General features: G+C 46.9%; 18 protein-coding genes and 1 pseudogene (1 of these 19 running past the window's edge). All 19 read right to left on the bottom strand.

Going from position 1 to position 19,910, the window contains the following annotated elements; all coding sequences use genetic code 11:
- A partial coding sequence (locus HZB31_05850) for a hypothetical protein (protein ID MBI5847464.1) occupies positions 1–393 on the bottom strand: 393 nt, incomplete at its 3' end.
- Positions 394–406: 13 nt separating this feature from the next.
- Positions 407–2,770, bottom strand: coding sequence for a CxxxxCH/CxxCH domain-containing protein (locus HZB31_05855; GenBank protein ID MBI5847465.1), 2,364 nt, complete (start codon positions 2,768–2,770; stop codon positions 407–409).
- A 1,076-nt stretch (positions 2,771–3,846) separates the two neighbouring features.
- The gene (locus HZB31_05860) at positions 3,847–4,779 is read right to left on the bottom strand and encodes an NHL repeat-containing protein (GenBank protein ID MBI5847466.1); all 933 of its coding nucleotides are present in this window, start codon (positions 4,777–4,779) and stop codon (positions 3,847–3,849) included.
- 364 nt (positions 4,780–5,143) lie between these two features.
- Positions 5,144–6,226 (bottom strand): hypothetical protein, encoded by a 1,083-nt coding sequence (locus HZB31_05865; protein ID MBI5847467.1) that lies wholly within the window; start codon positions 6,224–6,226, stop codon positions 5,144–5,146.
- Entirely contained in the window at positions 6,223–6,987 is a 765-nt protein-coding gene (locus tag HZB31_05870) for a hypothetical protein (GenBank protein MBI5847468.1), read from the bottom strand. Before HZB31_05870 ends, HZB31_05865 begins: the two co-directional genes overlap by 4 nt.
- Entirely contained in the window at positions 6,984–8,006 is a 1,023-nt protein-coding gene (locus HZB31_05875; GenBank protein MBI5847469.1) for a 6-bladed beta-propeller, read from the bottom strand. Before HZB31_05875 ends, HZB31_05870 begins: the two co-directional genes overlap by 4 nt.
- Positions 8,007–8,023: 17 nt before the next feature.
- Positions 8,024–9,391: an autotransporter outer membrane beta-barrel domain-containing protein gene (locus tag HZB31_05880; GenBank protein MBI5847470.1), complete on the bottom strand. Its 1,368-nt coding sequence runs from the start codon at positions 9,389–9,391 to the stop codon at positions 8,024–8,026.
- A gap of 489 nt (positions 9,392–9,880) precedes the next feature.
- On the bottom strand, positions 9,881–10,948 hold the full coding sequence (locus HZB31_05885; GenBank protein ID MBI5847471.1) for a peptidylprolyl isomerase: 1,068 nt from the start codon (positions 10,946–10,948) through the stop codon (positions 9,881–9,883).
- 113 nt (positions 10,949–11,061) lie between these two features.
- Positions 11,062–11,829, bottom strand: coding sequence for a cytochrome c3 family protein (locus HZB31_05890; protein ID MBI5847472.1), 768 nt, complete (start codon positions 11,827–11,829; stop codon positions 11,062–11,064).
- 312 nt (positions 11,830–12,141) lie between these two features.
- Positions 12,142–13,170, bottom strand: coding sequence for a 6-bladed beta-propeller (locus HZB31_05895; GenBank protein ID MBI5847473.1), 1,029 nt, complete (start codon positions 13,168–13,170; stop codon positions 12,142–12,144).
- A gap of 145 nt (positions 13,171–13,315) precedes the next feature.
- Positions 13,316–14,239 carry a hypothetical protein gene (locus HZB31_05900; protein ID MBI5847474.1) on the bottom strand — a complete coding sequence of 308 codons (924 nt, stop codon included), beginning with the start codon at positions 14,237–14,239 and terminating at the stop codon, positions 13,316–13,318.
- A gap of 149 nt (positions 14,240–14,388) precedes the next feature.
- The gene (locus tag HZB31_05905; GenBank protein ID MBI5847475.1) at positions 14,389–14,730 is read right to left on the bottom strand and encodes a DUF2304 domain-containing protein; all 342 of its coding nucleotides are present in this window, start codon (positions 14,728–14,730) and stop codon (positions 14,389–14,391) included.
- Entirely contained in the window at positions 14,727–15,440 is a 714-nt protein-coding gene (locus HZB31_05910; GenBank protein MBI5847476.1) for a glycosyltransferase family 2 protein, read from the bottom strand. The genes HZB31_05905 and HZB31_05910 overlap by 4 nt, the downstream gene beginning before the upstream one ends.
- A 59-nt stretch (positions 15,441–15,499) precedes the next feature.
- Complete coding sequence (locus tag HZB31_05915; protein ID MBI5847477.1) at positions 15,500–16,318, bottom strand: glycosyltransferase; 819 nt, start codon at positions 16,316–16,318, stop codon at positions 15,500–15,502.
- A gap of 59 nt (positions 16,319–16,377) precedes the next feature.
- Complete coding sequence (locus tag HZB31_05920) at positions 16,378–17,214, bottom strand: class I SAM-dependent methyltransferase (GenBank protein MBI5847478.1); 837 nt, start codon at positions 17,212–17,214, stop codon at positions 16,378–16,380.
- Positions 17,215–17,227: 13 nt separating this feature from the next.
- Positions 17,228–18,094 carry a GDP-mannose 4,6-dehydratase gene (locus tag HZB31_05925; GenBank protein ID MBI5847479.1) on the bottom strand — a complete coding sequence of 289 codons (867 nt, stop codon included), beginning with the start codon at positions 18,092–18,094 and terminating at the stop codon, positions 17,228–17,230.
- The gene (locus HZB31_05930; GenBank protein ID MBI5847480.1) at positions 18,094–18,801 is read right to left on the bottom strand and encodes an NTP transferase domain-containing protein; all 708 of its coding nucleotides are present in this window, start codon (positions 18,799–18,801) and stop codon (positions 18,094–18,096) included. The genes HZB31_05925 and HZB31_05930 overlap by 1 nt, the downstream gene beginning before the upstream one ends.
- A gap of 9 nt (positions 18,802–18,810) precedes the next feature.
- Positions 18,811–19,794, bottom strand: coding sequence for an SDR family NAD(P)-dependent oxidoreductase (locus HZB31_05935; protein ID MBI5847481.1), 984 nt, complete (start codon positions 19,792–19,794; stop codon positions 18,811–18,813).
- Positions 19,795–19,839: 45 nt separating this feature from the next.
- Positions 19,840–19,910: pseudogene (locus HZB31_05940) on the bottom strand (glycosyltransferase) (it continues 1,942 nt past the right edge of the window).

Genomic DNA, 19,910 nt, shown 5'->3' on the forward strand with positions numbered 1-19,910 from the left:
AAGATATCTCGTATTAGAACCGTTTGACATATTAATGGTAGTTGCATAAAGATTATCTGGAGCAAGCACATTGCCCGGATTTGACCACGTATACCCTGCAATGGCACCACTAACAACTCCAGTCGTCGGGTTATTAGGGCCTGATGTGGCAGCATTTACAACTGCTGGAACTGCAAGCGCTATAGCAAGAATCATGGCAATTGCGGCTAAAAGCGTTATCCCATGATGAGAGGATGGTCTTTGCTGATGCATGCGACGGGCCCCATTTAGCTTGTGACCTTCAATTTCAAAAAGTCCTCTCATGTCAGCCCTCACCTCTCTTCCGATCATCGAAGTATTTTGTCTCATTTCAGTTTTCATCTCGCCATCTATCCTGTATCTGCGCACGTTCATAGTTCCCCCCACCTTATGGCAAACTCGTATGGCACGAGTTACAGGTTATATTTGTGGCTGCCCACGTCACCGGGTTACCGTTATGACATGCCACTGAACTGCATGACTTGGTTGCCGGGTTAAAGGATGCTGCAGTCAGAGATCCGTCAGAGGAGGTTGCGCCTCCCTTATAACCGCTATTCCTCAGCCAACTGTTGCTCAGTTCTGTCACTGTTGTTATATCATCTCTGATCTGCGCCTTTGAATTAATTGTCCCCGCAGCAAATACGACATCAGGTGTTCCATTGATATGGGTTGTTGATAAGGCATCGATACTCATAGTGCCCTTTGAGGGGGCTGTATGACATGAAGTGCATACCGTATTCTGATCATTGCCTGTCATAGAGACCGTTGAATTGTGACAGGTCTGGCAGTTGATTGTGGTTGATGTGGCAGTAGATCCGTGGGCGTTCTGCCTGTTGCTGCCGTCTTTGATTACGCCTGTTGTGCCGGTAAAGACGTTCTTATAATGAATGCCGACAAAGTGGCCACCCACAACGCCCATTCCCATCGCATTGGTATTGTAGTGAGAAAGAGATCCGGGCTTGCCTCCGGAATTCGGAGAATTACCGTGGCAGTTGGAGCACTTATCGCCGCTGAAGGATCCACCATACCAATCCGGCGTTGTTTGATATACATATCCCGTGCCGTCATTATAACCTGTGCTATGACAGTAAACGCTCGAACAGGTCACGCTGACTCCGGCATTCTGGCTATAATTGATTGCCGTACCATTTTTTGCCTTGAGTGTCCCTGCTGCACCGGTATCATTGGGGGCGAAATTCAAATTCCGTGTACCGTTTCTATGCGTTGCACTGTCCTGAGGGTGGCAATAACCGCATCCCATCGTAGGCACTCCACCAACATTACTATAGGAATACCACCATGCAAGATTACCATAATCAGAAGTTGAGAGCTTCTTCCCGGCCAGAACCGCATCCGGATTGGTATGGACAGTGTGGCGTGCGCTCAGATTTGCATTGGTATGGCAACTGTTGCAGTCATCGCCGCCCGTGGCCTCAACAATGCCGTTAACATGCAACGAGGGATCCGTAAATCCTGTGCCAGTGGGATTAACACCAGGATGGCAATCTTTACAGGTTGAAGGTGATGCTCCGGGATGGCCTCCGCCGGGCGGATAACCATGACACTGCGCGCAGTCATTCGAGGCTACACCGGTAAGATAGGTTGTATCTCCCCATGACGGCGTTTTATTATTGCCACCAGGCCAGCCGTTCTTGATACCAATTCCATGACAATATGTTGTAGAGCAGGTGCCGGCCGCATAACCACGGGAAACATTAACCTCAGCAGGCAGAGCGCTATCGATATGGCCCACCGTTGTTGCTGCGGCAGGAACGCCATGACACTGGGAACATGCTACATCGTTCGTATAATTATGTGTTGACGCAAGATGCGCTACGTGTGCGCCAACCCTTGCACCTGATGTATTTCCGGCTGTGTCCTTAAAATTTCCGGTAGCCGCTGTTGCTGCTGAACCGTGACACTTTTCGCAAGAGGCTGTGGCTGTATTAGCACCCCATTGAGGCGAGATCGTTCCATGGCAATAAACCGTAGAACATGTGCCGTAACCGTTGCCCGGAGTGCCGTCCTGCGAGTAAGATCCTGCTCCGCCAGCCTGTGCTGCATTGAATGTCGTATCGATTATTCCGTCGGCATGCTTTGCCGTACCTGATCCTGCATTGGTATGACATGTCGCACAATTATAGCCGGCGACAGCCAAATGGGTGGTATGGCTGCCGGATGCCATAACCGCATCGTGGCAACTGCCGCAGACTGCTGTTCCGCCCCATGCAGGAGCCTTATAATCCGATGTTCCCGAGACAAGAGCGGTCCCGCCATTGCCCTGACCAATACTGTGACAATAGACGGTGGCGCATGTTCCATAGCCGTTTCCAGGTGTATTTGGAGACTGGCTATAGGATGCGGAATTACTGAAGGGATCTGCATTAAATGCTACTTCAATGATTGCATTGGCATGAAGAGCAGTGCCTTCCCCTGCGTTCTTATGACATTCAGAACAGGTCTTTGAAAGCGGCGCACCAATATGAGCAGTGTGACTGCCTGAATCCATGACTAATTTATGGCAATCACCGCAGACAACACTGCCAGTCCAGCTCGGAGTCTTGTAGTCCCCTCCCACCAGGACTCCTCCGCTGCTGCCCTGACCTGTGCTATGGCAATAGATATTGCTGCACTGCAGGGTGCCGGTATTCGAGACGGTCGTCGGAGGGGTGGTAACGGTATTATTATAGTCAACCCCAGTCTGACCATCATAGGCTCCACCCTGAAAAGTGCTATTGATATAAAAACCCATCGTAATTGCCTGAACGGTTCCGTCATTGTGCGTTGGGCCGGAACCGACGCTATTATAGTGACAATCGGCGCAAGTTATACCCAAGATATTAACATGGGTATTATGCTTACCCGGAGTAGCTGATCCCGTAATTGCCGGACTGCTGACCATTGTGCCGACATCAACTGGAGGCTGCCCATGACAGCTTGCACAGTCTGCTGCAAATCCTGCTTCGTGCTTGTGACAAGAGATGCAGTTTATGCCGTTACGCCCAGCGTGCGAACCCGTAGCAGATCTCGATCCATCCGCTCTGAATACATCTGTCAGTGTATGACAGACCTGACATATTCCGTTTGGAGTCGGATCTATCCCTGTATTGCTTTCGTCATAGGCAAAGGAATTTTGACCGCTATTGGAATAAAATTTTATTGCTGTGTCTCCGTTAGCTCCAACTATTGACGACCTAATAAGCTGACCGTATATGAGGGCAAAAGTATTACCAACTGCAACTGTACCCGGATTGCCTGTTACCCTAATCGTATTGGCAGTTGCGGAGACTATCTCAGAAGCAATTGGCGTCACGGCAATCGGAGTTTTATAAAAAATAAGACCGCGCTCATTACCGCCGCTGTCGTTTGCTGATTTCTTGCTCCACCTGGCATAATCGCTCCAGTCCGGATTATTCACTATAAGCCCACTATAGCCATAAGTCCTTGAACCATCGGGATTGATCACCACTGAAGTAATTGTCCCAGTTGCCAAATATGTTTCAGTGCCGTAAGCTATTCGCTGTAATTGACCATGATATGTGGGATCCTGCCTATGATGACAATCTTTACAGACCTTTTCCCATGTCCCGTGTTTGGTGCTGGTATTTGCGCTTGAATGCGTCAGGACTTTGGGAGCGCTATTTTTAGTATAGGTGCCTCCGTTCACATTCGTATGACAGGTCATACAGATATTATCTGATACAACAGAGTGACAATCACTACAGCTTATATTATTTGTTACATTGTGAGGAGCATCGTCTGTCTGCGCATACGCAGAGGCTGCGAACACCAGAAACAAGATTCCTGTCACCAATATAAATACGTTTTTCATTGCTGCCCCCCCTGCTGCCCGGATATCCCGACTGTCATCGCGAACATATGTATGCGGTGCGTATCGCTCGATGAAACATAGAGAATGCCATTTGAGGATATTGCCAACGATACAGCAGTCTGCAAATCACCTGCATTACTCTGTATCTCGCCGAGCAAAGCACCTGCCTCATCAAAAAGGAGGACACTGTTTGTGACAGCATCCGTTACATACAGTATACCATCAGAAACGGCTATATCCGTCGGGCGGAACATCTGTGCCTTCCCATAATCATGTATTGTTCCGATCAGGCTGTAATTCTTATCAAAAATAGATACTCTCGATGCTGTTGTAAGCGAATTCTCATCCTTGACGATCGGGGCATCGATTATATAAATAGCTTCAGCTGTCACCTCTATTGCAATCGGCAGATTCACGCCCTCTATCATATTCGCGTAACGACCAGACTCATCATATATCCTGACCGCGTTGCCGACATTGTCTATAACATAGATTAGCCCTGTCGAGGCGTCATAGGCAATGTCCCGGATCGAGCGGAATTCATTCGCCCCTGCCCCAAGATGGCCGACGACCTTTCCGTTGCTGACGATAGAGACGGCATAATCCTGGTGGGATCCGATATAAAGTGTACCATTGGGGGCAACGGCTACAGCGGATACGCGGGGGAACGATATATCGCCAATATAATTGCCGTTTCTGTCAAACTTCAGGATATGATTCTTATAAGAATCAACGACATACAGCGTACCGTCTGCTCCAACAGCAAGTCTGCCGGGAGACCATAAAGCAGACTTGTTCATCGTTATGCCCGCCAACTGCTCAACCGCCGGCAACCCAGCTGCCTGGCCTGCAGTCGGCAGCATCATTCCCAGCGCACAGAAGAACAGTAGCACTCCTATCATTGTCTGTCTCTTAAAGCTGCCTTCCATAATCACTCGCCCCCTTATTTTAACTGTTTTATCCAATATAATTGTCATAATTAATCTCTTTTCAACTTTTGATAGATAGATAATTACAGGTTATCATGCAAAAAACATGCCTTGTTATGCCTCTTTTTAGGTGTCACTGCAATGTAACATTTATGCCTTTCTATCTCGTCATACATAAAAAGTATAGTTGCTCATGATGATAGCTCATGTGGGTTATATCCCACTATTGGGTCTAACAACCCAACAAAAATACAGGGACTTGAATTCCCGGGAAAGCAAACAACATTTTGCGATTATAATAATTCAATACTGCTGTGTCACGAAAACATGCAACAAGTGTTCACTAATTTAGAACGGAACTTACCTACCACTGAGACAGAACACGGTTATTAACACTGTAGGTCAGGGTCTGATTCAATTTATGCTCTACTGCCTTGCCGTTTATATGACAGGAGAGATAGCATCTTGGCCGGCCCTGAGCCATCGGCATAAACGTAATCTCTCCAGTTGAATTGGGAAATACAACTGCTGTGGCGAAATTGATAAGGGATGGACTGAATCTGCTCCCGTGAGCGCTATGACATTGACCACAGGAGATCTGATTATAGACAACATGGATCTTATGCGCCTTGAAGCTCTGGTCATTAAGAATGCTGTTTCTATCGTGGCAGGTATAACAAAGCTCATAGGAACTTGAACTCTCAGGCCCCTGCGTGCGTACATACCGGTATTTGAGAATCGGCTCATAACGGGAACCGTGCGGTCCTTTTGGGCCTAATGAATCATCATTTCCGTGACAATCAGAACACGTTATGATACTTGAACGGGTATAATTGCCACGCAGGCTCGGGACAAACGAATTTTTCCCAAAGGTTTCGACAGGATGAAATGAAGGGTTTATGCGTTCAAATTCAAGGGAGACATCTCCGCCAGCTCCTGAAGAGGTGCCCTGGTCGGAATGACAGGTATAACACAGTTCATACTCATAATTTGCCTGCTTTGTCCGAATGCCTCTGCCGGAATATCCCTTCAGCCCCTTTATACTACTACCTTTTTCAGCCTTATGCACATTATGGCAGTCAAAGCAGGATACATGTCGCTGGGCTCCGACCGCACTGTCGGGCAATCGTTCGCCCGACTGATGCAGATGGGATGTCTGGATGACCGGATGGCTGGAACTCTTCATAAGGACCGAGTATATATCTGCACTGTTTTTGCCGATTGAGGAATTCTTGGCAGAAGGCCCATGACAGGAAAAACATAACTCCTCTTTCGACTGGGAAAGCAACATCGAAGCCCTCTTGCCATGCCCTTTATGACATTCACTGCAGCCTTTTTTTAGTTTGGTTTTATCAAGATGCGTTGGGACAGCCAATGAAAGAGAAAATGACACTGTAAGAAAAAAGAAGAAAAATGCCGCAGAAATACGCTGCGATCTGCTGCTCATGGACAGGCCGCCGCACAGTTTGTCGTATGACAAGCATTGCATAACTCATCATGATTGATCTTATCTCCCACCCGCAAAAAAACTGTTGTTCCCGGATTTCGGTCCTCATGCGGGTCATGACATGAACCGCACTGCACACCTACGCCTGTCGGGGCCCCGCCAAAGCGGTTGTTTGTCTTTTCGAGCAGCACGGGAGAACCGGGCGGAGGGCTACAGACCTTAAAAGCAATCTCATTATTTGTGCATTGCAGGGCCTTTGCTGCAATTAACGCACTATTGAGTTCTATGGATATCGGATGGTCACCACTCAGGTCTGTGCCGACGTTTGATGAACCTGTCCCGGGTTCACCCGGCATAACGCCACCCATACCAGTTCCCATCACGGTAATCAAACCGGAATTCACGACAGAGCCGATCGCAACAGTGCCGTCATGGCAACTGAGACAGAGACGCGAGCTGCCGTCAGGCTGAATAGCAGGGCTCTTGAGTGTAGGGCTGCTATATAGCTGATATGTTGCAGCACTCAACGTATGGTTCCAGAGAGGGACCTGAATGCCGTCAAGAGAGGCAATGGCATGGTGGGGAGTGTGGCAGAATACACAGACCCTGCTCTCAATTTGAGACTTAACCGGGCCTGGCCCGCTAATGGAGAGGTTATGTTTTGTCGTCGTGATCCCGGAGTATGCAGTTGTGGCCGCAAGTGACAAGACTAACAGAGCAACTCCGCCTTTTACGGTGAGGGCATTCATTATATACTTCACTTTTCCTTAAGGTATTTAAAAACCTGGATTCTCCCGTTATACGTGTCTGCGATATAAATATGATCTTTCCTATCTATAAAAATACCAGAAGGCAACCAAAATTGTCCATAATCCTTACCCTGAGATCCGAAAAACATGAGGAGTTTTCCTTCCCTATTGAATATTTTCACCATGTCCCTGATTGAATCGACAACGTAGATATTCCCGTCGCTGTCTGACGCAACACCCTTCGGCTTTTCAAGCTCGCCGTACGCATCACCAAGCTCTCCAAACATGCCAAGGAAACGACCTTCGGGAGAAAAAAACTCGACCCTGAAATTCATGGCATCAGTAACATATAAAACACCTTTTTTATCGACCCAAAGATGGGTAGGAAAATTAAACTCTCCCGGCCCTGTTCCTTTCCTGCCGATACTGCCCAATCTCTTCCCTTCCGGAGTATATTGGTAAACGGAGTTCGCAAGAGTATCGGATACATAAATAAAGCCCCTCTCCTTATCCAGGGCCAGGCCGGTCGGCCGCTCAAAGCTTCCATCGAAGGCTCCGGAGAGCTTTCCAACGGCGTCAAAGATAAAGACCTTTTTAACCTGAGAATCGCTCACATATACATTCCCCTTGAAAACTACCACTCCGACAGGAGAAATAAAGTCCTCCTTGCCGGCCTTCAGAATATGTCTAATCTCACCTGTCCGTGTGTTGAAGCTCGTCACCCGAAAGGCACCAGGATCGGTTATAAAAAGCTGGTCTTCTCCATCCAGAAAAAGGCTGTAAGGGGCCAGTAATCTGGAAGCCGACTGTGGATCGGCACTATCAGGCGCACCGGCAAAAAAATCAGCAATACCCCCGCTGCCCCCTGAAGACCACGAAGAGACAGTCCAGAGATAAGCGATCCGAGCCCTTTCCGGTGGTCCGGGCCAGAAGATTTTTTCCAGAGCATTGCTGTCAATAAGCGCCTTGGAAGGAGCACAGGAAACCAAGAGGCCCGCAACAAAAAGAAAAAAAAGCGGGGCTTTAACCATGCAAGGGACTATCTCCTTTATCGAAATAGAGGCCGAAGCGGCGTATCAAAGTCTCTCCTTAATGCGAAATAGAACCTGTGGTCAATAATTGAATTTCCAGCGCTCTGTTCTGTCTTTCTCATGGTATATTTCGCAACCACAGAGACCCGTCTGAACGCCCAACTCACTGAGGGCTCAAATTCAAGAGTTGACAAGCCGGAATTAAACTTGGCGTAACTCACCCTCGCGAGAAGGGACAGTCTATTTCTGAATGACCTTGAAAGCAGAGCCTGAAATACTGTCTTAGAGTCAGACACTGTGCTGCCAAAATTCTTCAGGGATTGATAATCAGCGGTCAACTGCAATCTATAGGGTCTAAAATTCCAGAATATATCACCCCTTAAAAAAAGCTGATTCTCTTTTTCACCATTATAGGAGCTGCTCGTTTGATAATAGTTCCGCGAAACGAGAAAGACATTCCTTGTCAGCATTGTCCTGGCGTCAAATTCGATCCTGTGAATATCCCGCTCCTCATTCACCTTTCCTGAGTGGGAGTATGAGTATTGTGTAGAGGTCGAAACCCTGGCGTTCGTATTGAGACCAAGGGAAAGGCTATAGTCTGTTTCTTTGGACTGCACGCCTAAGCTCAGACTGCCTGTGACGGAGAAAATCCTTGATAATTGGTATTGCATGAAATCTGCTATGCCGGCGGTAAGGGGGCCTGCACTGTCCTGCAAGGCAAAGTCGTTGGGATCTTCATTGGACTTACTGTACCCAAAAAAAACAGAAGCAGTATTTGTAAACCGGTCCGAAAATCTTTTGGTGTAGCTGCTCGAAGCGCTTCCAACGTAGCCCTTGCCTGTATCAGTGGCAAAATAATTCGCCAGACCTGTTATTGAGAGGCTATCCTGCTGGTCTATACCAAAGCTCCTCAGCCAGTAACCGCGTGACGAAAGGTCGGTAAGGCTTGAACCGTCAGTTGTATGATATGAGTATCGATTATAGATATCAAAAGTGCGGTTTGTCTTCAGGTCAGGGAAATGAAAGTCTGCGCGGGCTTCGACCCACTGGTCTTTTATATCTGTAGAACCGGCATCAGTCATACGGTAATATCTGTATTCAAGTCTGTATTCACTGTCTTTTGCAAGGGTTATCGCCCTGAAATCGAGATAGTCGTTTTTTCGATCAGTCGTCCCACTTTGGTATGTGTACGAGTCATAGTCGAGGGAGAAACTCGGAAAGGGGATGAGGAGACCCCCTTGTTGTCCGCTCTTCCTGCTCGCATTGCTGTCATTGCTGTTGCTGTCATTGCTGTTGCTGTCATTGCTGTTGCCGTCATTGCTGTTGCCACGCAGAGGCTGGCCTTTATAGAAAGAGATGAATTTACCGTTCTGAAAAAATGCCAACTTTTTCCCTGGCATAGCATACTGAAGATTAAGACCGTAGTGATATGACTTGGAACTGTCAGATTCAGCATAATCGAATCGCAATATGACAGGTTGCGGGAAATACTGCAAAGGTCCACGTAAAACTCTTGTGTTCAGCAATGAAATATCCATGCCAAATCCATAAGAATTGACATTTGATCCAGGATTATTAATCCACTGCGAAAAAAAACTGTTCAGCTCAAATTTGACCAGACGAGGGTCAACAACGAACCCGCTGTATACGAGATGGTATTGGTGAGAAAATTCGTCTCTCTTTACGCTATCTCCCCATTGCCTCTGATATAACAATGTGACGTCACCTTTCAGTGCGAAGCCTTCGGTGAATGCCTCTGCTCTGACAGGAGACAACAAGACTAACAAAAATATCACAAATAGAAAAGGCAAATAGACTCTCTTGCTTACCACCAGAGGGCAACCTTCATTATGTAAAACTTTTTCTCCCTGTTATCAGAGTTTATCATTGAGCGTTATATTTATTTTAACCGGATATTCAGCTCTCATAGTCATGAGGAGATCAAGCTTTTGCTCCTCAAACCTCTTTTTTTGAAGTTTCTGCGCAAGATCCCCTTTCACCTTATCAAAATCCAGCAACTCGCCCGGGGTCTTCTCGCCTGCCTTCATGATATAAAACCCTTCAAGTGTCCTTATGACCTTACTCAGCTCGCCGGGCTGAAGGGCAAAAGCTGCGGCCTCCTGCTCCTCAGACATCAGCATCCCCTTATGGATAAAGCCAAGGTCGCCGCCCTTCACGCGGTATGGGTCATCAGAGTTCTTGGCAGCAAGATCAGAAAAAGCCTCGCCCGCCTGGAGCTGTTTCAGGATTTCTTCTGCACGTTCCTCCTGTTTCAGCCACTCCTGCTCTGTTGCTGAGGGCTCGACCTTGAGCAAAATATCATAAAGATGAACAGCATCAGGCCGCCTAAAATTCTCTTTATGTCCCTCGTAGTACTGCTTCAGTTCTTCGTCTGAATATTTGCTCTTTTCAAAGAGGTCTCTCAGAAGCTCATTCGCAAGACGATATTGCAGAATCCTGCTACGGAATTCGTCCATGGTCAGACCCCTGCTTTTAAGGACTTCATGCAGGCCCTTTTCTGATCCAAGCTGTTTTTTGTTCTGCTCCACGACCCCGTCTACAACATCGTCAGGGATCTTCATTCCCCGCTTCACTGCTGCGCGGAAAAGGAGCGCAACTTCGATCAAATCATTGAGCGCGTCCCTTCGATATTCGGGCTTTTGGGTAAGGTCCTGACCGTGAGAATATATGGTCTGCACCTTTCTCTGAACAGCCTCCTGGAGGTCCGCCTCTGTAATCTCTGCATCACCTACCTGCGCGACAATTGTCCTCTCAGCAGCAATTTCCTTTTCTGCAGAATAAGCCTTTTTTTCAGGTTGGGGAGTATTTTCTATTTCAACAGCCAATGCAAAAGAAACAAAAAAAATTAAAAAGAGGATAATAGGCAAAAGAGGGGCTAAAAAAACCGGAGAACTCCGCTTCATATGTATCATGTTGTTCATACGTTTATCACCCTCTTACCGGCATAGTGTGAAATTATACATAAGCATATAAGGCTGGGTCAAAAAAAAAGGGGGGACAAGCAAGCTCCTCCCCCCTCAAAACCAATTGAAGTTTACTTGTTTGAGTGGCAGTCAGTGCAAATAGTTGCCTTTGCAACTCTCAGGAATTTAGATAAATCATTATCGTGCGGATTATGGCAGGTAGCGCACTCAACCACGTTAGAGCCAGCACCGTAGAACTTAAATTGTCCTGCTCCGTTTGGGAGCACAGCGTTAAGGCCGGCCCTTCCATCAAGCATGTATTGAACTCCAACAGGATGGTCGTTGGTAAGATCAGTTGTCGATGGGCCACCGATAGCAGGATTATACCCAGGGTCTGAAGAACCTGCACCGTAAGAAGCAGTATAACCAGCATAGTTAAGGGCTCCCATAGTGCCGCTGACAGCTACAAGCAAGTTTGCAGGAGTCGACGTCATAACTTGAGTGTTTGATATACCGTTTTTGTATGTTACGCCAAGTCCGATCGAGCCATCATGACAGGAAAGACAGGTCAATGAGTTCGCACCAGGGTCACCAACCGGTGTAGCAGCAAGAGTTTGGTTTCCGCTGCCTGAACCATACGTATTATAATAGAAAGCACCCCCGATAGTAGTCAGATCCCTTGCCCACAAAGGAGCAGCGCTATTAGGAGTGCTCCCGTGAGGGATGTGGCAAAAACCGCAAACCGTTACTGAACCAGCTGCTGCAACATGAGGGCTTACTATTGCCCCTGTGGTCCAACCGGTTAGAAGATTATGCTTTGAATTTGCAACCGTACCGGCAAAAGCCGACCCTGTCATCAGTACAACCGACAGCATAATAATTAAAATTGTCTTCTTCATTGCTTCTCCTCGTAGAAATAAGATTTATTTTACTTGCCTTGGCATGAATGGATTCTTCCTGTCATGCCCGACAATACCTCGATAATCCTCCTTTCTGTTATTAGATTGTTAATATTGCTTTTCCTTAACATGTAGTTATTTATAGCAATAATTGAGCCAATTAGTTCAAGAGTTACGCTTTATATCATAACTTGTTAAATTAAACAGATTTTTTTAAGTTGAGTTACACTGACTACGGCCATCACTGTGTATTTATACATAATCGCATATTACTAATGTGCTATATCCCGCAATGGTCATGACAAAGTTCCCTTAATTCTTCTTCCCTTTCCCGCCAAGATACTGAAAAATCTGAACAAGCCCGGGATACTGATCAACCACATATATCTTGTCTTCAGAGTCGATCGCTATGCCGGCAGGCAGCCAGAACTTCCCAGGGGGGTTCCCGGGGCCACCCACAAAAAGAAGGAGCTTCCCTTCCTGGTCAAATATCTGAAAATTGTCAAAAGCAGTGTCCACAACATAAACATGCCCTTCTGAGTCAACCGCAATACCTTTAGGCCTGCCAAAGGTGCCGGGGGCATCTCCCAGCTGACCGAAAGTTCTAAGGTGCTTGCCCTCAGCGTTAAAAACCTGCACCTTGAAATTTCCGGTATCAACCACGTAAAGCTTTCCTTCGGCATCAAGGGCAATGTTTGTAGGAAAATTAAATTCTCCTGGCCCTTCACCTCTTGCGCCTATGGTCCTGAGCTTTGCATAGTCTTTTAGAGAGTAAACGTTCACATAATGTTTCTTTGAGTCAACAACATAGATCAAACCCCTTGCGTTATCTACCGCAACACCGCTGGGGCCATCCAGTTCACCCTCCTGTCCAATCGCTCCGGCAAACTTCCTGTCCTTATAGACGAAGACCCTGTCCTGACTGATGTCAGTAACAAAAAGCCGACCATCGTCCGCCAAACCGAGGCCAAAAGGAAAACTCAGTTTGCCGGCTCCCGGCTGAGAGCCGATAAAATCATAGGTTTTATTTTTCAGGTCAAAGACAAAAACCCTTCCGGGATCAGCAACGTAGATAACGCCCTGTTTATCAACCGCGACACCGTAAGGCTTTGCCATAACCTCTACCTTCTCTTCGCCAAAAAGCACATCAGCCATACTGCTTTTCTTCCCCACATCAAGGGTACTCCTGATTATATCAACGTATTTGATCCTGGGTTCTTCAGGAGGGAGCGGCCAGACCAGATCTATGTTCGGTTTCTGGTAGGTAGGAGCACAAGAGACGATAAGAGAGAGGAGGGAAAAAAGAAATACAATGCGTAACACATAGCGTTTTGAAATCATTCGAATCGGCTCCTTATGTCCTAATATGAATGTTACAGCGCTTATTAACCAGAATTATTTCTCAGACAATATTGCTCATGCACTATAATAAAAAATTCTTCAAGATATCAACACATCTTTTCTGCACTAACATTCAGGAAAAACTCTAATTTTTGTGGCAGTTGATACAGAGTTCAAATGGCGAATCTGACTTGTATCTGAACATGCGCATAAAATCTGAGCTGTGCGGATCGTGACAACTCCCGCAGTAGAATTCTTTTCCCGTTCGCACAGGGTCCATCAGAGGGGCCTTTATTTTTTTGCCCGGCTTCTTTTCGTCCGGCTTCTCAGGCTTCTTCAAAGACCCCAGAGGATGTCTGGCACCAGCTACAACATGAGGACCCTTTGCGATATTCGGATGGCAATCAAGACAGACAGCCATCGGCCTCTTCGGAAGAAGCGCCATCTCCTCTGTGGCATGCGGACTGTGGCAGCTCAGGCACATGCCGCCCATTACCGGTGCGTGCACGTTTTTCTTCGCAAATATCGCCTTGTCATGGCAATTAAAGCAGAGGTCAGGCGCTTCGGCAATAAGCAGCTTTGGAGAATCAGAACTGTGCGGATTATGGCAACTCGTACACATTCCGCCCATCACAGGGGGATGGATCGTCTTGCCGTCAAATTTTTTCTTGTCATGACAGTTAAAACACAGCCCTGGCATTTCAGCTATAAGCAGCTTCTGAGCATCTGTTGAATGAGGATTGTGACAAGTGGTGCAACCCATCATAAGGGCTGCATGCACATTTTTTTTAGAAAACTTGGTTTTGTCATGACAGCCATAACAGATATCAGGCTGGGCAGAAGAAAGCCCCTTCGGAACCTTGCCGGTCACTTTATGCGGCACGTCAGACACATTGAGGCTGGTATGGCAAGCTGAGCAGCCCATACCGACGGCGGCATGGACGGTCTTCTTCTTGTCAAGGTCAGGATGGCACATGCTGCAGTCTACTGCCTCTGCATAAGCCCTATTAACGCCAAAGATAGGTCGGTCTGAGCCGCAGACGCAGATCAAGGCAATAACAGAAATCATGCCTAAGCATATATCCTTATACGAGCGGGCATGGCCTAAAATTTTCATATGCAACAATGTTACCTAAGGGGACCGAAATTTTTCAACGCAATTCGCTCAAGTCAATAAATATTCAGCACAGGCCCTGCCGTGGCCGCTAAAAAGGTGCCTCAAGAACTCCCTTTTTGCACCCTCGTGAGCGCAAGTTCCTGGGAAAGCCTTTTTACCTGATCAGTCAACGTTGATAATTTAATGGACAGATGAAGGCAGATGAGCAAAAGGGCGAGCAGACCGAAAAAGAAAAGCAAGGCTGAAGGCAGAATGCCACCGAGGAGTCTGCCGAGAAAGACAAGCAGGTCATACCAAACCGATAGGACTACGATCATCAAACCTGTCAGCATCCAGAGCCATGCATACTCCTCTCTCAGTCTCTTCCTTCTCACCAGTTCTATGATATAGAGAAAAAGTGTTACACCGATAACGGCAGCCAGAATTTTCAGCTGTGTAGTCATGATTCTCTCCTGAACTCATTTTTTCTCAATAGTGTCACAACGATGGACAGCATCATCTTAAATAAATAATAAACCGGCACGAGGCCGCTATGCATGGTCTTCTTCTTGGTGTTTGGGTTCATCTTTACCGGCACCTCCACAAACCTCAATCCCTGCCGGTGTAACATGATAAGCACATCAGCATCAGGGAAATCCACCGGATAGGCCTCACTCGCATACAACCCCATGGCTTTCCTGTTCAAAGCCTGAAACCCCGAAGTGGGATCCGTGATCTCCTTGCCGGTCAGAAATGAGGCGATCGCGCTAAAAAAAATCATTCCGATCTTTTTGATGGTGGTGGGACGATAATCACTTTCGCCAAGAAACCGCGACCCGATAGCCACATCAACATCTCCTGCCTGCACCCTCTCAAGAAGCACAGGGATGTATGCAGGATCATGCTGGCCATCGGCATCCATCTGCAAAGCATAAGCATATCCCTTCCCGATTGCATACTGATAGCCTGTCTGAAGAGCTGCTCCATAGCCAAGATTAAAGGGAAGTTCGATCACGGTCGCGCCGGATAATCGCGCCTCACTGAGAGTAGCATCTCCACATCCGTCACAGACAACCACAATCTCCATATCCGTGAGGGACCTGATACCGGGGACGGTCTTCCCAATCCTGCCTTCCTCATTAAAGGCCGGGATAATAATAATAAATTGCTCCATGGCTTACAAAAAATTCCTATTTTTATGGTTTTTATATCCCAGATGCATCGTAATCCTCCTCAACGGGCATTCTTGATGAAAGTCGCCTTATTGAAAAACCAAAGAACCACACTTGATGGTACCAGTAGCAATACCGACAAACCGACGCGATAAGATCTGTTCACCAGCGAATCCGGAAAACCGCTTTTTCTTGCTGCCCGCTGCACCTTGAGGGTGGAACTGATCGTCTTTTTCAATAGCATCGATTTCGACTGGATCGTCGACATACGATACTTCAGCAGAGGCAAAGGGATGTTAGCTACCCGATAGTGACCCGAGATACGCAGAAACAGATCATAATCCTCACAGACGTGCATTGTCTCGCAATACGGGCCAACCTCATCGAATACACTGCGACGAAGCATGCTAGCCGGCTGAGCAAAGGGATTATAGCGCAGCAAGACCTTACGAATCTCTTTGTCATCATGCGGATAGATACGGGCTCCTATGGTACATCCGAGCTCATCAATAATTTCCAGATCGCTCGAAATCAGGGCATATTCCGGCTGATCTTCGAAAAAAGCGACCTGCATCTGCAATCGCTCGGGTGCAGCAATGTCGTCACTATCAAGCCAAGCAATGTATTTCCCCCGAGCCAGCTCAACACCAATATTTCTACTCTTCGGGATTCCCATATTCTTTGGGTTAGTATGGCTTTTAACCCTTGAATCCGCTGCTTCGTATTCAGTTACGATATCAGAAGTCGAGTCAGTAGAGCTATCATTAATGATAAGCAATTCAAAGTTCCGAAAGGACTGGTTGAGAATGCTTTCTATTGCCTCCCGCAGAAAACGCTCGGCGTTATATGCTAGGATTATGACAGAAACCAATGGAGGCATCTAAATTCCCACAATTAATATCACTTGCACGACCACTAAATATTTCCAGAAATCTCTCTTCACTTTCTACGTAACCAGAAAGAACAGCCATTTCGTTGCACTGTCGCCAAGCCACTTCGATTGCACAAGTCTTCCACTACGGGAGATAGTTTATTGTCATGGACAATAAATTTGCACGGAAAAACTGTTTCGAGTCCTCCCCCCTGCGCCAACAAATAACAAGCAAGGCCATACTGTTCTGAGTAATAACGAGCGACCCAATCCTCCGGATAATCATACGGCAGGCAGATATCGTGCAGTTGAATCAAAACTCCGCTTTCAAGAATGGGCAAAATATCCAAAAAAACTACCGTTGCATCAGAGTTCATAAATATTCTGTGCGAGTTGTCGATGAACACTATATCCTGAGCACCAAGAGACGAGAAAATAGAAAGGTCGACATCCTCAAGTCTTTCCCGTATCACTTGATCACAAATTGAATCGATGTCCGCTCGCGGATACGGATCGATTGAAATAATTTTAGTTCTAAGTCCATGGTCAGTTATTGCTCTTCTGGCAAACTTCGTCGAGTTTCCGGATCCGACCTCAATAAAAGTGCTGGGGTTATTTATAACTAAAAAATGATAGAGAACCATGGCGTCAAGGACAGGGAACCAGCCATTATCCCAATAAGGATCAACTCTGTTCAACCCTTGATTGATTGATATCGACCTGAATTTAATTTCATGCATTTGCATGGCGTTGAGTATGTCGGAATATCTGTCATTGTTTCTTGCTATTATCTCGTAAAGCTGTTTATGCGGAGCATTGATCGTATATCTTGGTTTGGAGACAAAGGGATAATCAAGGTCCAGTTTAAAACTTGACTCAAATAGTTTCTTTAACTTGATTAACATTCTTATTATCATGTCAAATCTCCCTGCAATCGATTAAACCAGACAATTTTGATATGTCTGCAAAAATATCTTCAATATCGATTTTCGATGCATTCCTGTTCTCCATACAAGCAACAACTGATGATTGCTCTATACCGTTTTCAGAAATTAATTTATTTAATATATTGCGTATCTTGACTGACTTGCCACTTCCAACATTATATATCTGCCCGGACACTCCACGATCCATGATTATTTTATAGAATCCGACCGCATCGGCAACCGGGAGATAGTCCCTTTTGTTTTCAAGATTTCCGACCCGGATTTTATCGACAATCCCATGCTTGTAATCAGCAATCTGCTGCAACAGGTTCCCGACAAACAGCTTGAGCGAAAACCCTTCTCCCAATAGGTTAAATGTTCTTGCCATGACAATATCCATATCAAATACATTCCGGTAGTATTTCATCAGTTCTGTCTGATATACCTTGCTTAAGCCGTAGAGACTGACAGGGCTGAGCGGATGGTCCTCCCTCACAGGATTATCTTCAGGCCGTACCAGCCCATATTCGGCAGCGCTGCCTACCAACAAAATTCTGACGTGCAATTCATGCTTCAGGCAGGCATCCAATAGATATTTTGTTGCGAGAACATTGATCTGATAATTTGTTGCATAATCGTCATAGTAGCCCCCGGCAAGGTGATAAATCCGATCCGGTCTAATTTCTGCAAGCATACGGTCCACAGCATCGGTGTCAATCAAATCGCAGACAAAACTATCCACCCCGGATTCGACATGCAAATCTGTGAGGCAAATCTGCATCTCCTTTTCGGTGCTCAGCAACCTGGCAAGATTTCGGCCTGAAACACCCGCTGCTCCCGTGATCAGGACTTTACCCATTAAAACCCCAGCCGTTTTTTGATTTCATCGTAATTTTCGTTGGCAAAGTCGTAGTCGTCAGGACGGCCTATGTCCAGCCAAAAACCTTCAAACGGGCGGGCGAGCAATCGCTGACCTTTCGCAATTCCGTCCAGCATCAGGTCGTCGAACCCATAGGGCTCCCCCTTGGGAAGCTTCTCGATCAAAGTCCGTCTGATACCATAAATCCCCATGCTCACATCATAGCGATGGACCGGCTTTTCGATAAATTCGCGTATATAGCAGGACGAATCATAGCGCAGCACGCCAAAATCGATTTTTGTATCACGTTTGTAGGAAGAAACCGTAACATCACTCCCGCTATTCACATGAAAATCATAAAATGCGCGATAGTCAAGATCGCATAGGATATCCCCGTTCATAACCAAAAAATTTTCGGGTAAATCCGGAATTAGTGTAAGCGGGCCGATCGTACTCAAGGGCTTGTCTTCCAGAGAATAATCAATCTTGACCCCCCATCGGGAGCCGTCTCCAAAATAGGCCATGATAAGATTGGACAAATGGTTGACCGCCAGAGTCACATGATCAAATCCGGCAAGAGCAAGCTGACGCAACACTGCCTCAAGAATAGGCATTTCGCCACCGATCGGAACAAGGGGCTTCGGGATGAAGGTTGTATACGGCTTCAACCGTGTGCCTTTGCCACCCGCCAGAATAATTGCTCTCATACTCCCTCCTTAGACGTTATAGATATCGCTTTTATAGCCTGCAAGATTGACGGGAGTTTTGAACCACTCGATCGTCTCCCGCAAACCTCCTTCCAGGTCATAATGCATTTTCCAATCCGTCAGTCTGAGAAGTTTTTTGTTGCAGCCAAGCAGTCGCTCAACCTCTGACTTGTCAGGACGTATGCGCTGCTCCTTACAGACGATCCGGGCGGATGGATTAAGCTGTTTTATCAGCTTTTCGGCAAGCTCTCCCACCGAAATTTCCACACCGGTCGCGATATTGATCTCTTCCCCGATGGTCCGGTCCGACTTGGCAATCTCGACAAACCCACACACCGTATCTCTCACAAAGACAAAATCCCGGATCGGACTCTGGCTGCCCAGTTGGATTTCCTGCGCCCCCCCCAATAGCTGTGCAATGATCGTCGGAATAACAGCCCGAGCAGACTGCCTGGGGCCATACGTATTAAACGGTCGAACGATCACCGCCGGCAATCCGAAAGAGCGCCAGAATGATTCCACCAGGCGGTCCGCACCGATCTTTGTAGCGCTGTAAGGAGACTGTCCCTGAAGGGGATGGATTTCGTCGATCGGTACGTAACGGGCCGTCCCGTAGACTTCCGAGGTCGATGTGGAAAGCACCTTTTCTACAGGAAATTTACGCGCGGCCTGGAGCACATTCAATGTCCCTCGAATATTCGTGTCGACATAGGAATCCGGCGAATGGTATGAAAAGGGTATGCCGATCAACGCCGCCAGATGAAAGATAACGTCACACCCCTTGACAGCAGTTTCAACACCGTTAGGATCACGAATATCACCCGCAAATATTTCAATTTGCGCGAGCTTTTCTTTTGCAAGCGTATCCAGCCAACCCCAGGAATTGAATGAATTATAATATACGAAGGCCTTGATCTGGCATCCTTCCTCAAGCAGTGCTTCAACCAGATGACTGCCGATAAAACCGTCGGCACCAGTTACAAGAACTTTCATTCCTTTAAGCTTCATGTTCAACACCTCTACGCTGATTTATTACATTTATAAATGCCTGATGATACGCTTCAAGCATATTGCTGAGATCCAGATGATGCAGGGCATATGCTCTGGCG

The organism is Nitrospirota bacterium, from assembly GCA_016235245.1.
Classification (GTDB): domain Bacteria; phylum Nitrospirota; class Thermodesulfovibrionia; order Thermodesulfovibrionales; family UBA6898; genus UBA6898.